This window comes from Arcicella sp. GW822-FHT02H01, from assembly GCF_058802005.1.
In genome coordinates this window covers 3,158,709-3,173,222 of sequence record NZ_JBXANT010000001.1, presented here as the reverse complement: position 1 = coordinate 3,173,222, position 14,514 = coordinate 3,158,709, and the positions used below count along the sequence as shown (strand labels likewise).

Genomic DNA, 14,514 nt, shown 5'->3' with positions numbered 1-14,514 from the left:
AGCTGATTTCAAAAATTATATTTTTTTTACCATCGCAATGGCCGAAACTACATACCGTTTGCCATTAGCTTTATCTGTACACAAGAAACGTGTTCTGCGTAAATCTCCTTTTTCAAAATACCTTCCATTCAATTCAAATATTTCGCCTTTTTCCAGATTTGTTAAAATTATTTTTGAGCAATCATCCGATAATTGATCATATTTTCTCAACTCTTTCATCAATGGCGAATAGCTCTGAGTAGTCGCAGAGGGATTTTGTAGATATTCTTTCAATGGAATAACTATCTCTATAGGCAAAATTTGTTCATTCAATAATGGCACAAATAAATCTTTAAAATACTTTTTCCATTCTTTACCATGCGGTTTTGGCTTATTCCCAAATTGTTTAAAAGTAGCTAAGTGAGCTACTTCGTGAACATAAGTTACTAGAAAAGAATAGGGGTTTAAATCGCCATTCACCGTAATTTGATGTCCTTTATCTCTTCTAAAGGAATAATCACCTAATTTGGATTGGCGGGTGCGAGTAATTTTAAAGTTAAATTGGTATGTTCTCCACAAGTCAAAACAGTAATTAATAGTTGTGCTCGGGAAATATTTTTGAAAAACTTCTAATTCTTTTTTCATGATGCTAATATACTATAAAACCTCGTTGATTTCTGAAGGAAATACACGAGGTCATAAAAAAAGCCTTAACTAGGTTAAGGCTTTTTTCTTTCCATAAGGAAACTGATAATTACTTAGTTGTAGTATCAACAGCAGCAGTATCAACAACAGCAGTATCAATTACAGTTGTAGTATCTACAGTTACTGTATCAGTTGTAGTAGTTTCAGCTTTCTTTTCTGAACAAGCAGCTAATGAAATCATACCAGCTACTAAAGCGAATGCAAAAAATTTCTTCATTTCGTTGTGATTGGGGTTTGTTTGATACAAATTTATGTACAACTTTTATTCCATGCAAGGATTTGTAAATAAATTTTAAGTATTTCTTAATAATTGGTAAAAAATCTACCTTTTACAGTGTTTAATCAAAGAAAAGTACAATTAAAACCTTAAAATCTCTTTTATTTTAATATCTTTTTATGAATTCAACGAGCAGACCAACAATAAAAAATAAAATTAAATATTAAAATATTTATATTTCACAAAACTAGCTTCTTTAATCGGTCATAGAAGCCCGTGTCTTTAAAAGTAAAAGTTTTATGAAGTGTATAGTTTGACATAAAACTAAAACCGTTACCAATTAAATGGCAAACTAGTTGATTTACATTAATCACCTTTTTTGAAAAAGGGATTAAGTAATGGAAAATTTCGAAATAATGATTTGAAATTCTGTAAGAGAAAGTAGCGAAAAACCAAGTTACTCCTCCCGAAAAAGTAGCTACCATTAAGTATTTCACTACTTCACGGCGAGTTTGGCTTGACTTACGAGCATTAAATGCAAATAGTTTAGTGAGGATAAAACCTGCAATCAAAGAAATAAAATACGAGGGAGCAATGCTTGCTTCGTAACTTATTGAAAACCAAGACTGAAAGAGGCTACTACAAACTAGCTGAATGACAACTCCTGTTCCAGCAACCAAAAAGTAAACGATTAGATCCTTTTTGTTAAGTAATTTTGAATTCGACAAGATTAAAAGATATTTTTAACTAAATCAGGAGCTATTCCCAATATAATAGTCAGCGCTGTTGTTAGAATTAAGATATATTTATAAAACGGTGATAGTTCTATTTTCTCTGTTTCTCCTGTTTTCATATACGCCGCAATGATTGGCTTAAAGTAATAATAAACCCCTACCGCGGACATCAAAATGGCAAGGATAAGAATTCCTTTGAACAATACTGAAGGGTTAGAGAAAGCATCACTAAAGATAAAAAACTTACCAAAGAAACCAGCAGTCAGAGGTATTCCTGCTAAAGACAACATTGATACCGTTAAAGAAAATGCTAATAATGGATTATTTTTGGCTAGCCCATTCAAGGAATCAAAACTTTCATCCGCTTTTCCTCCTTTAGATTTTGCTTCTGAGACTACAATTAACACCGCAAAGGCTGTAATAGTAGCAATCGCATAAGCGAGTGAATAAAACAAAAGCGAAGAGTTTGTTTCAGGTCTTTTAGCTAGAACCGTGATTAATAAATATCCAGCATGAGAGATACTAGAGTAAGCTAGCATTCTCTTGAAACTTTGCTGATAAACGGCAGAGATATTACCAATTACTAACGTTGCACAAACAATATAGACTAATGGATTTCCCCACAAACCATATACTGAAGGGAAGCACGTTGATAAAATACGGTAAGTAGCTGCAATACCTGCAGTTTTAACTACTGTTGACATAAATGCTGTAAAGATACTTGGTGCACCCTCATACACATCTGGTGTCCAGAAGTGAAAAGGTGCTGCCGAAATTTTAAAGAGCAAGCCAACCATTATCAATATTACGCCAGCATACAACAATGGACCGTATGCACCACCCATTTGTTCTTTTGCCTGAGCTACTGCCAATCCTATTCCATGAATATCGAATGAACTTGTTGCACCATAAACCAATGCTACACCAAACAACAAAATTCCCGTTGCAAAAGAACCCATTAAAAAATATTTCAACGCCGCTTCGTTTGAACGTAAACTACGTTTATCTGACCCTGTCAATACATACATTGAAACAGAAAGGATTTCTAAGCCTACAAAAAGCATAATCAGGTTCTCGAAAGTTACCATCATGATAGCACCCACCGTAGAAAACAACAAAATAGCATAGTATTCGGCTGGATGCGAGTGTTCGTCGTCATCACCAAAACTACGAGAGATACCTACTACAAGTAAGGTTGACAACAAAATGATAGAAACAAAGTTGACTGATAGATTATTGGTTTTCAACATATTATTGAACCAATAATATTCGTGATTCCAGTCTGCGAAATTTAATCCAAGAGCAATAAGGACAAAAACTAGCGTAGCTGGTAATAATATTTTACGGTTGTTCAAAAAACCTAAAAATAGATTAGAAATCCCGAAGAGTGATAATGCTATAATTGCGTTCATGTTTCAAATTTGAAAACTTGAATAGTTGAATTTCTGAAAAGGCAAAAACAATTTCACAAATCCAATAATCAAATTATTTGATGATTGATAATAATTGGCTAACAGCTGGTTCAGTTAATTTTAAGAAAATATTCGGTGCAATGCCCAAAGCAATTACTAAGAATGAAAGCGGTAACAATACTGCTTTTTCATTAAAAGTCAAATCTGCGAATCCTTCTGTAATCGGAGAAGTATAACCAAACATTGATTTCTGAACCATTCTCAACATATAAACTGCCCCTAAAATGATGGTTAATCCTGCTACTGCTCCTATCCATGCATTAAACTCGTACACACTTTTCAATAACAAAAATTCACCTACAAAACCATTGGTAAGCGGTAAAGCTACTGAACCTAGCATTAGGATGATGAAATATACTGTCAGGTTTGGAGTCGTTTGTGTAATTCCTCCTAAAAGTGGTAATTCACGCGACTTTGTTCTTCTTTCAATAATTTCTACCACAAAGAATAAACCAACTACGTTAATACCGTGTGCCAACATCTGAATCAACGCTCCTTGAATACCGTCAAGGTTTCTTGAAAAAATACCTGCCGACATCAACCCTACGTGTGCAAATGATGAGTAGGCAATCAATCGTTTCATGTCTTTTTGCTGAATAGCAATCACCGAACCATAAATAATACCAATTACCGAAAGGATGATAGCAACAAAGCCCCACTTTTCAACACCTAGTGGAACAATTGGTAAGATAAAGCGAATCAAGCCATAAACCCCCATTTTCAACATAATACCCGACAAAAGCATAGTTCCTGCCGTTGGTGCTTCCTGATAAGTATCTGGCTGCCAAGTATGGAAGGGGAAAAGGGGCATTTTAATAGCAAAGGCAATAAAAAATGCGCCAAATAAATAACTCTGCGTTGATATTTCTAATCCTTTTGCGGATTGATAAATCACATTAATATCTGAAGAATGCGTCCCCGGTGTTAGTAAATACAAGTATACTAATGCCAACAACATAAACAAAGAACCAAACAATGTATAAACAAAAAACTTGAATGTTATTTTAATACGATTCTCTCCGCCCCAAATAGCTGCAATAAAATAGATAGGAATCAAAGCGGCTTCAAAGAAGAAATAGAAAAGGAAAGCATCTTTAGCAGTAAATACGCCTACTAGTGCCGCTTGCATAAACAATATCAATGCATGCAGTTTTGAGGCATTTGCGTAATTATTCCCAAAAGTAGAAAGGATGATAAATGGTACCATTAAAGTGGTAAGAAATACCAATATCAAACTGATACCGTCTACTCCTACAGAAAACTTAATCCCTGCAGAATGAATCCAGTCGTAACTAACACTAAATTGTGAAGTAGCATCTGGCACAAATGATTTATACAAGTATGCTCCTAAAGCCAACTCAGCAAAAGCAAAGACAAGGGCAACAGTTTTAGCGGTTTCTCCCTTGATGACTAATGTAATTAGCCCTGCAATAATGGGAAGAAGAATGAGAGAAAGTGTTAGCATATTTTTTTATCAATCGGATTTGTAATGAGCAAATCTTTCAATGTATTTAATTGTCTTTAATCTATACCCAAAGGAAACTTTTCAAGCCCCAAACTAATATGACTGCAATAGATAGTACCATTGCAAAAATATAATAACCTGTTGTTCCACTTTGAAGCAAACGAATTTCGCTAGAGAGTGTCTTTACTAATTTTCCAATACTTTCTACAATTAAATCAATTACTATGAACTCAATAACCGAAGTAAAGAAATTAGAAAGTGCTGTGATTGGTTTTACAAAAATGGCATTGTACAATTCGTCTATGTAATACTTATTGTAAATTACTTTCTGTAAACCTGTCTCCTCTCCTTCAGCTAATGGAATATTTTTCTTCACAACGTATATGAAGTAGGCAACACCAGCAGCAACCAAAGCAGCTATTACTGAAACAATCATTAATTTTATTTCAAGAGATTCATCAACAGCTACGTGTTCAAGAGCTGATTGCTCAAACAATGGAGCCATAAATTCTGCTAAACTAGCGTGACCACCAAAAATATGTGGAAAATTAAAGAATCCGCCTATTGCTGAAAGTACTGCAAGAATCATCAATGGGACTGTCATCGCAAGGGGTGACTCGTGCAAATGATGTTTCTGGTCTTCTGTTCCTCTGAATTCTCCGAAAAATGTAAGGAATAATAAACGGAACATATAGAATGATGTCATTATTGAACCAAACACACCAAAAGCCCACATCAATTTGTTATGTTCAAACACGTGTGCTAAGATTTCGTCTTTAGAGAAGAACCCTGCGAAAGGAGGAATACCAGAGATAGCAATGGTAGCAATTAAGAAGGTAATGAAGGTAATTGGCAATTTTTTACGAAGCCCGCCCATTGAACGAATATCTTGTTCGTCAGACATGGCGTGAATCACCGAACCCGCTCCTAAGAACAAAAGTGCTTTGAAGAATGCGTGAGTCATTACATGGAAAAATGAAGAAGAATACGCCATTACTCCCAAGCCCATAAACATATAACCTAGTTGTGAAACCGTTGAGTAAGCCAATACCTTTTTAATATCATTTTGGAAAAGACCAATAGAAGCCGCTAACAAAGCAGTAGCCAACCCTACCCAAGCTACAATATCAAGCGTTTCGGGTGCTAGTGAATACATCACATTCGAGCGAATAATCATGTAAATACCAGCCGTTACCATCGTAGCTGCGTGGATTAAAGCAGATACTGGTGTCGGGCCAGCCATTGCATCTGGCAACCATGTATATAATGGAATCTGTGCCGACTTACCCATTGCTCCAACGAACAAAAGAATCGTAATATAAAACAATGTTTTGTCGCCAGAAGAATATCCATCTTCCACTACTCTTCTAAATACTTCTGAATATTCAACAGAACCGAAATGAGTAATTATTAAGAAAATACCTAATAGAAAACCTAAGTCACCGATACGGTTCATAATAAAGGCTTTACGTGCGGCATTTCCGTAATTACTATTCTTATTCCAGAAACCAATCAATAAATATGAACATAAACCTACGCCTTCCCAACCAATGAACATTACTACATAGTTTGAACCTAATACTAGTAAAAGCATGAAGAACAAGAAGAGATTTAGAAAAGCAAAAAACTTACCAAAACCTTCATCATGACTCATGTAGGCAATAGAGTAAATATGAATTAGCGTTCCTACCCCTGTAATGATTAAAAGCATCAACAACGAAAGTTGATCTAGCTGAAATGACATTGAGATATTCAGGGTGCCAACTGTAATCCAGTCGAACAAATGAACAATCTGAGGTTGACCATTAAAGCCTAAAAACAAGGTTAAAGCACAAGCAAAAGAGGCAAATGCGGCCGCAGAGCTAATAATACCAGCTAAAGATTTAGGAACATGGCGGAATCCGATTCCATTGATAAGGAAGCCGATTAAGGGAAATAGTGGAATGAGTGTAATTAGAGACATAATTCTAATTTGAAAGTTTTCTAAATTTGAGATGATAATGTTTTAAATTGGAAAATTACCATTTCAATTTATTCAACAAACCAACATCAATTGTCTGGATATTTCTATAAATCATCACGATGATAGCAAGCCCAACAGCTACTTCGGCTGCGGCTACTGCCATGATAAAAAATACAAAGATTTGTCCAGTGGGGTCAGCTTTATAAGATGAAAATGCTACCAGTAATAAATTTACGGCATTGAGCATTAATTCAACTGACATGAAGATGATGATTGCGTTGCGGCGTGTTAATACGCCAATAATTCCGATACAAAATAAGGCTGTACTGAACCAGACATAATAGTTCAAATCTATTTCACGGATGACATCAGGTATTTGTTGCATGAGTATAGCGTTTCTGCTTGAGAACTTAATTAAACGAAACTTATTTTGCTAAATCAAAAAGCACTACTTGTTTATTGAATCTTATAATGTACTTATGAAAACTTATCAGCAAAATTAAGGAAAAACTGATAAAAGCATAAAAACAAAAGACAAAAGTGTAGGTTTATTCTGCCCAGACCTTTGTCTTTTGCTATTTTACTTGTTATTGAAAGCTCTAAGCTTTATTTCTGTGAGTTTTCTCTTGGTATCCATCGGAAAATCACCCTTCATCATCCAATCATAATATGATGGTTCTTCTTTCAATACTTGTACAACTGGCTTGCCAGCATGCTTGCCGAAATTGATTACTTCAATTCCTTCTTTATTGAAAGCCATTCTTTGGGCAAAATCTACGAGTTTAGCTGCAGTGATTTCATGCAAGGCATCCATATCATTTTTTACAGGCTCAATCTCCACTCCGTGACTATCCTTTATTTTTACGCCTTCATAATGTTTTACTTGTGCGTTTAACACTTCGAGCGTAGCAATAGTATCAGCCTCTGCCGAGTGAGCATCGATTAATTCTTTTTTGCAATAGAATTTATAGGCAGCCGACAAAGTGCGTGGTTCCATCAAATGGAAAATACGTTGTGCATCAATCAGCCTACGGTTTTTAATATCGAAATCTATCTCGTTTCTAAGAAATTCTTCTACTAAGATAGGAACATCAAAACGATTTGAATTAAAACCAGCTAAATCACACCCTTCTAAAAACTGAGCCATCGATTTGGCTATTTGTTTAAAGGTAGGTTCGTTCTTAATGTCTTCATCATAAATACCATGTACCAAAGATGACTCCAAAGGAATAGGTATTTCAGGATTTACACGACGGGTTTTCACCGTAACTGTGCCATCAATATTGGCTTTGGCAATACTGATTTCTACGATACGGTCTTTTACAACATTTACACCTGTCGTTTCTAAATCGAAAACGGCAAGAGGTTTACGGAGTTTGAGCTGATGGTTGAGCATAAATAATATAGACCTCATTTAGAGGTTTTGCAAAGTTAGCCAAAATAAATCTGAAACGAGTGAGAGTTTAAATTCTTCTTTCTATTTTTGGCAATTCATAACATTTCTAACATGAAGTGCGTTACTTCTTAATAAGAAGAACCATCAATTATTAAATGAAACTTACACAATTCGTACAAGCTCTCAACGAAGAATTTTCCCAACAAACTTACGGCGAACATCCCGAAGAATTATATGAACCCATTCGATATTTAATGTCATTGGGTGGTAAAAGAATGCGTCCATTAATGACCTTGATGGCAACAGCCTTATTCACAGACGATTGGCAAAAAGCAATAAAACCTGCCAGTGCTGTGGAAGTATTCCATAATTTTACTTTAATGCATGATGACATCATGGATAAAGCGCCGTTGCGTCGGGGGAAACCTACTGTGCATGCCAAATGGAATGATAATATTGCCATTCTTTCTGGGGATGTAATGTTAGTACAAGCTTATGAATTATTGATGTTTGTGGAAGATGCGCGCTTTAAAAAAGCATTAAAAAGATTTAATCGTACAGCCGCAGAAGTTTGTGAAGGTCAGCAACTGGATATGAATTTTGAAAAACGTGAGAACGTTAGTGAAGAAGAATATCTGGAAATGATAAAGTTGAAAACGTCGGTATTATTAGGATATGCCCTAGAATTAGGCGGAATCATTGGCGGAGCAAGCGACAAATCTTGTGATTTATTATATAATATTGGCTTAAATATTGGCTTAGGCTTCCAATTGAAAGATGATTTATTGGATGTTTACGGTGACCCTGAAAAATTTGGCAAGCAAGTAGGCGGTGACATTATTTCTAATAAAAAGACTTTTATGCTGATAGAAGCCTTAGAAAAAGCGACAGGCGATACAAAAATTGAATTAAACAAATGGCTGTCTTTAGAAGAATTTGATGCGACTGAAAAAGTAAAAGCTGTTACTGCTATTTATGATTGCTTGGGAATAGACCAATTGGCTAAAATTAAGATAAATGCTTATTTTGATAAAGCCTTTGAAGCCCTAGATTCACTAAAGGTAGATGATGAACGAAAGGCTGTGTTACGAACATTCACTGAAACTTTGATTGATAGAGAGGTTTAGCTTAAATTTGTCAAGAAATATTGTGGCAGTCGAACCATTTGTTTCGACTGCTTTTGTTTTATGAAAACAAACCTATTGTAACTTAATATATTTTTCCACAGATATTCTAAAAAAATAATATGTCATTAACTTTCATTTTTATTGGAATTACTGTTGCTCTCAGCCTTTATGCTTGGAACAACCAATCCATTATGAATAAATGGATTATGAATCCTTATTCAGTAAAGCAATACAAAGAATATTATCGTTTCTTAACGTCAGGTTTTCTACATGCTGATTATGCACACTTATTCTTTAATATGCTGAGTTTATATTTCTTTGGAGATATCGTAGCATATTATTTTTCAGGCATTTTTGGTTCTGATATTGGTTCGTTATTATATGCTGTATTATACTTAGTTGGTATTATCGTGGCCAATGTTCCAAGTTATGCAGACCATAAAAATGACCGTTATTATAATGCCCTAGGCGCATCAGGTGGGGTTTCGGCAGTAGTATTTTCAGCCATACTTTTTCAGCCTACTGCTCAGATATATGTGTATTTCTTTCCAGTGCCAGGCTTTGTATATGCTATTTTATATTCAGCTTATTCATACTATATGTCTAAGCGAAATTTAGATAATATTGGCCACTCTGCCCACTTATATGGTGCTGCTTTTGGGGTTGCTTTTACATTACTCTTACAACCCTCATTATTTTCGCACTTTATTAATCAAATTCTAGGCTGGAGTCTTTAATTTTATACCATAAATCAAATGGAAGTTGTAAACAACATTCCTCTTTGTGATTTCTAACCAAGCTTTTAATAAATACCTTTAAATATAATTGATATTTTATTAGCTAATTGTCTGATAAATAGTGAGTCAAAATTAAATGATATAATGAAAAAGAGTAATTTGTGGGCGGTCTGTCACCGCGGTTTAAAGGTGTTAATCTCTAAATTACTCATTCATTAAATCGCTCAATTACTTAATAAGATTCATAGCTTACGGCTGATAGCTGATAGCTACTTATAATTTATGCAAAAAAGAAAAATTGCCATTTTGGGCTCAACGGGTTCAATCGGAACACAAGCCTTAGAAGTAATAAAAGCAAACGAAAACATTTTCGAAGTTGAAGTACTAACTGCTCAGAACAATGCTGATTTATTGATTGAACAAAGCTTAGCTTTCAAGCCTAACTGCGTAGTAATTGGTAATGACGATTTATATGATAAAGTACATGCTATCTTAGACCCCGCAGGTATCAAGGTGTATGCTGGTGCAAAAGCATTAGAAGCCGTGGTTCAGATGGATGCTATTGATATTGTGCTTACCTCGATGGTTGGCTATGCTGGCTTATTACCCACTATCAAAGCCATTGAAGCAGGTAAACACATTGCCCTTGCGAATAAAGAAACCCTAGTGGTGGCAGGTGAATTAATCACTAAACTTGCCGAAGAAAAAGGCGTAAACATCTACCCTGTTGACTCAGAACATTCTGCTATTTTTCAATGCTTAGTAGGTGAATTTCATAACCCTATAGAAAAAATTATTCTGACTGCTTCTGGTGGGCCTTTCAGAGGGAAAAAACGGGAAGACTTATTGAACGTGACCAAAGCACAAGCCCTAAAACATCCAAACTGGGTAATGGGGGCTAAAATCACGATTGATTCGGCCAGTTTGATGAATAAAGGACTTGAGGTAATTGAGGCAAAATGGTTGTTTGGGCTAAAGGCTTCTCAAATCGAAGTAGTAGTTCATCCTCAGTCTATTATCCATTCATTGGTGCAGTTTGAAGATGGCTCAATGAAAGCACAAATGGGCTTGCCCGATATGAAATTGCCAATTCAATTTGCTTTAGGCTTTCCTAACAGACTAAAGTCGGATTTTCCACGTTTTGACTTCACAAAATATCCGTCTCTCACATTTGAACAACCTGATACCGAAACATTTCGTAACTTGCAATTAGCTTTCGCAGCGATGGACAAAGGGGGTAACCTTGCTTGTATCATGAATGCAGCCAACGAAATTGCCGTTGAAGCATTTTTGCAGGATAAAATCGGCTTTTTAGAGATGTCAGACCTTATCGAAAACTGTATGAGTAAAGTAACATTTATTCCTCAGCCAACTATCGACGATTATATACAGACAGACCAAGAAACAAGAAGACTAGCCCAAACGCTAGTTTGATATTTATAAATATTTATTTAATCAGTAAAGAAATCTCAAAACACAAATCGTAAATAGTCAATTAAATTTTACGAGATAACACTTAGCAAATGGACGGTTTAGTTATGGCGGGACAGTTAATTTTAGGACTGTCAATTTTAGTAAGTTTACATGAATTTGGGCATTATATTACCGCAAAATGGTTCAAAATGCGTGTTGATAAATTCTACCTATTTTTTGATTTCTTATTCCCAGTACCTACGGTGCTGAACTTTGCTTTATTCAAAAAGAAAATCGGTGATACAGAATATGGTTTGGGGTGGTTTCCATTGGGTGGTTATGTTTCGATTGCAGGGATGATTGATGAAACCCAAGATGCTTCTAAATTATCTGCTGTTCCAGAACCTTGGGAATTTCGTGGCAAGCCAGCTTGGCAACGCTTAATCGTGATGCTTGGTGGTATTATCGTCAATGTTATTTTGGGTGTTGTTATTTACTTTGGTATTAATTACAAAGTGGGAAATAATTATATCTCTAAAGATGAATTAAACAAAAACGGTATTTACGCAGGAAGTTTAGCACAAGAAGTTGGCTTTAAAACTGGCGATAAAGTATTAAAAGTAAACGGACAAGATTTTAAAGAATATAGCGAAATAGGCGGTGCTATTTTGGATGATAACGTTTCTTATACCGTAGAACGTGCTGGAAAAATTATTGAAGTGGTAATTCCATCTGATTTTTTGAATAAGTTATCTGACCAAAAAGACCAATTTATTCAACCTTTGTATCCTTTCAAGATTTTACAAGTTACTGAGCCTAAAAAGCCGTCGTTATTAAGCAAGATATTCGGGAAGTCGACAGATTCAGAAGAATTGCCAGCTTATAAAGCGGGCTTGAAAGCAGGTGATAAAATTGTAAGTATGAATGGACAGCCCGTAGTTTTCTATCAGTTATTAAAAGACAGCCTAACAAAATATGCTGGCAAAAAAGTAGCTTTTGGTATCGAAAGACAAGGCAAAGTTGATACAATGGATATTACTGTTACCAAAGAAGGAAAGCTTGGTTTTGCGATGGAACGTTTGATTAAATTCTCTCATGAGGATTATACTATCGGACAGGCCTTTGTAATGGGTGCTCACGATGCTTTTGATGTAGTAGTAAAAAATGTAAAAGGTTTTAAAAAGATTTTTGCGGGGGATGTTCGTGCTGATAAAGCATTGAGCGGTCCTTTTGAAATTGCAGAAATGTATGGTGCTCACTGGGATTGGTTAAATTTCTGGACGCTTACAGGTTTGCTTTCGATGGCGTTGGCATTTATGAATTTATTGCCAATTCCTGCATTAGATGGTGGTCATGCATTATTTTTATTGTATGAAATCATTACTGGTCGCCCACCATCGGAAAAAGTATTAGAGAGAGCTCAACAAGTAGGAACAGTAATCCTGTTGGGACTAATGGTTTTTGTATTAGGAAATGGTGCCTTCAAATTGTTTTTTAAATAGAATGATAGTAATTAATAATATTAATATACAAAAAAACCAACCCCTTCTCCTTCAGAGAAGGGGCTTTTTTGGCTTCAAGAAGACTATTAAATTCAATCTTTTATCCCTAGCGAGGGACTTAAGTCCCTCGCTAGGGATATTTAGCTTAACTGCATTTGTGAAACGGTTTATCCCCCTTTTAGGAATCATTATCCTTTCAAGCAGTTTCAAGCTAAGTAATACTGGTTTTCATGCATTTCATACTAGCCTTACAGAAATGCGTTATAATGCTAAAAGCAAAGGTTTTGAAGTGAGTCTAAGGGTGTTTACGGATGACCTAGAGAAAGTAATATCACGTGACAATCAGAACAAGAAAATTGTTATTGAAAACAATGACAAAAATGATGCTTTGGTAGAACAATACGTAAAAAAACACTTTATGTTGGTGAATGCCACTAATCAACTAAAGGCGATTCAATACGTTGGTAAAGAAAAAGAAGGTGAGGCTACTTGGATTTATTTAGAAGTTCCCGTGAATGAAGCCATTGCAGGATTAAAACTTAAAAATGATGTATTGGTTGATATGTTTGAAGACCAAACAAATATTGTGAATGTCTTTGTAAAAGATGAAAAAAAGTCCTTTATCTTCAATGCTAAAACAAAGATTTTTGCCATTAGCTTTGAGTAATTTATGTAGCATGAGTTTTTAACTCGTGCTGTTCTCTATCTAATATTTTTAACAAATCGTTTTTGATTTCCATCCACGATTGATTGAGGTTCAAGGTTTCTACCCTGATTTGATGCCCTTCGTAAGTATAAGAAACACTTAGGCTTTTCTGAACAGTTGGATACAATAAAATCCCTTCTGCTTGTAGGTTTGGCTGATTTTTCAAGTAGGCAAACATTTGGTATAGGTTCCGAGAATGTATTTTTTCGGCATCATAAAAATGTTGAAGTGTCTCTGAATAATACTTGGCATCTATGATAATCTTTCGGTCAGAAGGGAGTTTGATAGAAATATCTGTTTGCATTTTGGGTAAAAACTGCATCTGTTCGCCTGTAAACTGCCAATGTAAATCTTCTCTAAAAACCTTTGCTTCGGGTACTTCAATCTTGTAGAAATTGCGGACAAACTCTTCAAAAAGTCTAGCCATTTGGCGTTCGTCTCTCAGGAAATCTTTAAATTTTACTTCTCCCGTTTTTTCATGAATCAGTAGATTGTGATGTAATAATTCACAAATGTTCAGTAAAAAAAGATAATACTGATTATGTCGGTTAATCTTTACACTTGCAAAAGTGTCATTCCTGACTACAATGGTATCAATCTCTGCTAAATGATATAAAATAGCGTGTATCTCTCTTCTTAAGTTTCTATCGAGCGTCGGTAGCTTAATTACATGTTGTAAGGTAGTTTTTAGTATTTGATTAGGCAAAATATTCACCGAAAGTTCATCAAACTCACACATTGCCAACCCCTGCTGAAATAGATTTTTACGGAATGAATAATTAAAATCTACTCTCCCTTTGATGCCTTGATAAAGGTTCTGCTCGGTAATATATTGTTTATCTAGCCCACGATTAATTAATAATTTTGTACCCTTCAAAAGCACCCTTGCTAGCAAATTAGGCAAATCTGTTACTTCAATGGTAGAAATATTGACAAGCTCCTTTTCATCAAGCCGATTCCAAGCGTAGCAGAGTAGGTAATATATGTTTTCGATAGGAATCATTTATTAACAAGTATAAATTTTGATTTTAGATATATTTATCGCTATCAAATTTACAATTATGCACTCACCATATTATTATTTTTTTATTTTTGCCT

General features: G+C 35.1%; 14 protein-coding genes. 5 read left to right on the top strand and 9 right to left on the bottom strand.

What is annotated here, in order from left to right:
- Positions 1 to 15: 15 nt before the first annotated feature.
- The 8 genes from AC1RNE_RS13500 to AC1RNE_RS13465 all read right to left on the bottom strand — a co-directional run bounded on the left by AC1RNE_RS13500 (position 16) and on the right by AC1RNE_RS13465 (position 7,949).
- On the bottom strand, positions 16 to 624 hold the full coding sequence (locus AC1RNE_RS13500; protein WP_309922519.1) for a SprT-like domain-containing protein: 609 nt from the start codon (positions 622 to 624) through the stop codon (positions 16 to 18).
- A gap of 109 nt (positions 625 to 733) precedes the next feature.
- Positions 734 to 901: a PG1828 family lipoprotein gene (locus AC1RNE_RS13495; protein WP_492801454.1), complete on the bottom strand. Its 168-nt coding sequence runs from the start codon at positions 899 to 901 to the stop codon at positions 734 to 736.
- Between the two features lie 239 nt (positions 902 to 1,140).
- Positions 1,141 to 1,629, bottom strand: a complete 489-nt coding sequence (locus tag AC1RNE_RS13490; RefSeq protein WP_309922525.1) for a GtrA family protein — start codon at positions 1,627 to 1,629, stop codon at positions 1,141 to 1,143.
- A 2-nt stretch (positions 1,630 to 1,631) separates the two neighbouring features.
- Positions 1,632 to 3,047, bottom strand: coding sequence for an NADH-quinone oxidoreductase subunit N (locus tag AC1RNE_RS13485; protein ID WP_492801453.1), 1,416 nt, complete (start codon positions 3,045 to 3,047; stop codon positions 1,632 to 1,634).
- 73 nt (positions 3,048 to 3,120) lie between these two features.
- Positions 3,121 to 4,572, bottom strand: coding sequence for a complex I subunit 4 family protein (locus AC1RNE_RS13480; protein WP_492801452.1), 1,452 nt, complete (start codon positions 4,570 to 4,572; stop codon positions 3,121 to 3,123).
- A 61-nt stretch (positions 4,573 to 4,633) separates the two neighbouring features.
- A complete protein-coding gene (gene nuoL / locus AC1RNE_RS13475) occupies positions 4,634 to 6,535 on the bottom strand; it encodes an NADH-quinone oxidoreductase subunit L (RefSeq protein WP_492801451.1) in 1,902 nt (633 codons plus the stop codon).
- Between the two features lie 55 nt (positions 6,536 to 6,590).
- Positions 6,591 to 6,920: an NADH-quinone oxidoreductase subunit NuoK gene (gene nuoK / locus AC1RNE_RS13470; RefSeq protein WP_492801450.1), complete on the bottom strand. Its 330-nt coding sequence runs from the start codon at positions 6,918 to 6,920 to the stop codon at positions 6,591 to 6,593.
- A 195-nt stretch (positions 6,921 to 7,115) separates the two neighbouring features.
- Complete coding sequence (locus AC1RNE_RS13465) at positions 7,116 to 7,949, bottom strand: exonuclease domain-containing protein (RefSeq protein ID WP_492801449.1); 834 nt, start codon at positions 7,947 to 7,949, stop codon at positions 7,116 to 7,118.
- 137 nt (positions 7,950 to 8,086) lie between these two features.
- Here AC1RNE_RS13465 and AC1RNE_RS13460 point away from each other — a divergent pair, with 137 nt between their 5' ends.
- From AC1RNE_RS13460 to AC1RNE_RS13440, 5 genes are all read left to right on the top strand, one after another.
- Positions 8,087 to 9,058: a polyprenyl synthetase family protein gene (locus AC1RNE_RS13460; protein WP_492801448.1), complete on the top strand. Its 972-nt coding sequence runs from the start codon at positions 8,087 to 8,089 to the stop codon at positions 9,056 to 9,058.
- Positions 9,059 to 9,177: 119 nt separating this feature from the next.
- On the top strand, positions 9,178 to 9,795 hold the full coding sequence (locus AC1RNE_RS13455; RefSeq protein ID WP_492801447.1) for a rhomboid family intramembrane serine protease: 618 nt from the start codon (positions 9,178 to 9,180) through the stop codon (positions 9,793 to 9,795).
- 282 nt (positions 9,796 to 10,077) lie between these two features.
- On the top strand, positions 10,078 to 11,229 hold the full coding sequence (locus AC1RNE_RS13450) for a 1-deoxy-D-xylulose-5-phosphate reductoisomerase (RefSeq protein ID WP_492801446.1): 1,152 nt from the start codon (positions 10,078 to 10,080) through the stop codon (positions 11,227 to 11,229).
- Between the two features lie 89 nt (positions 11,230 to 11,318).
- A complete protein-coding gene (gene rseP, locus AC1RNE_RS13445; RefSeq protein WP_492801445.1) occupies positions 11,319 to 12,710 on the top strand; it encodes an RIP metalloprotease RseP in 1,392 nt (463 codons plus the stop codon).
- 157 nt (positions 12,711 to 12,867) lie between these two features.
- Positions 12,868 to 13,377, top strand: a complete 510-nt coding sequence (locus tag AC1RNE_RS13440; protein ID WP_492801444.1) for a DUF6702 family protein — start codon at positions 12,868 to 12,870, stop codon at positions 13,375 to 13,377.
- Between the two features lies 1 nt (position 13,378).
- On the opposite strand, the gene mcrC is transcribed toward AC1RNE_RS13440, so the two are convergent.
- A complete protein-coding gene (mcrC, locus tag AC1RNE_RS13435) occupies positions 13,379 to 14,419 on the bottom strand; it encodes a 5-methylcytosine-specific restriction endonuclease system specificity protein McrC (protein WP_492801443.1) in 1,041 nt (346 codons plus the stop codon).
- Positions 14,420 to 14,514 lie beyond the last annotated feature (95 nt).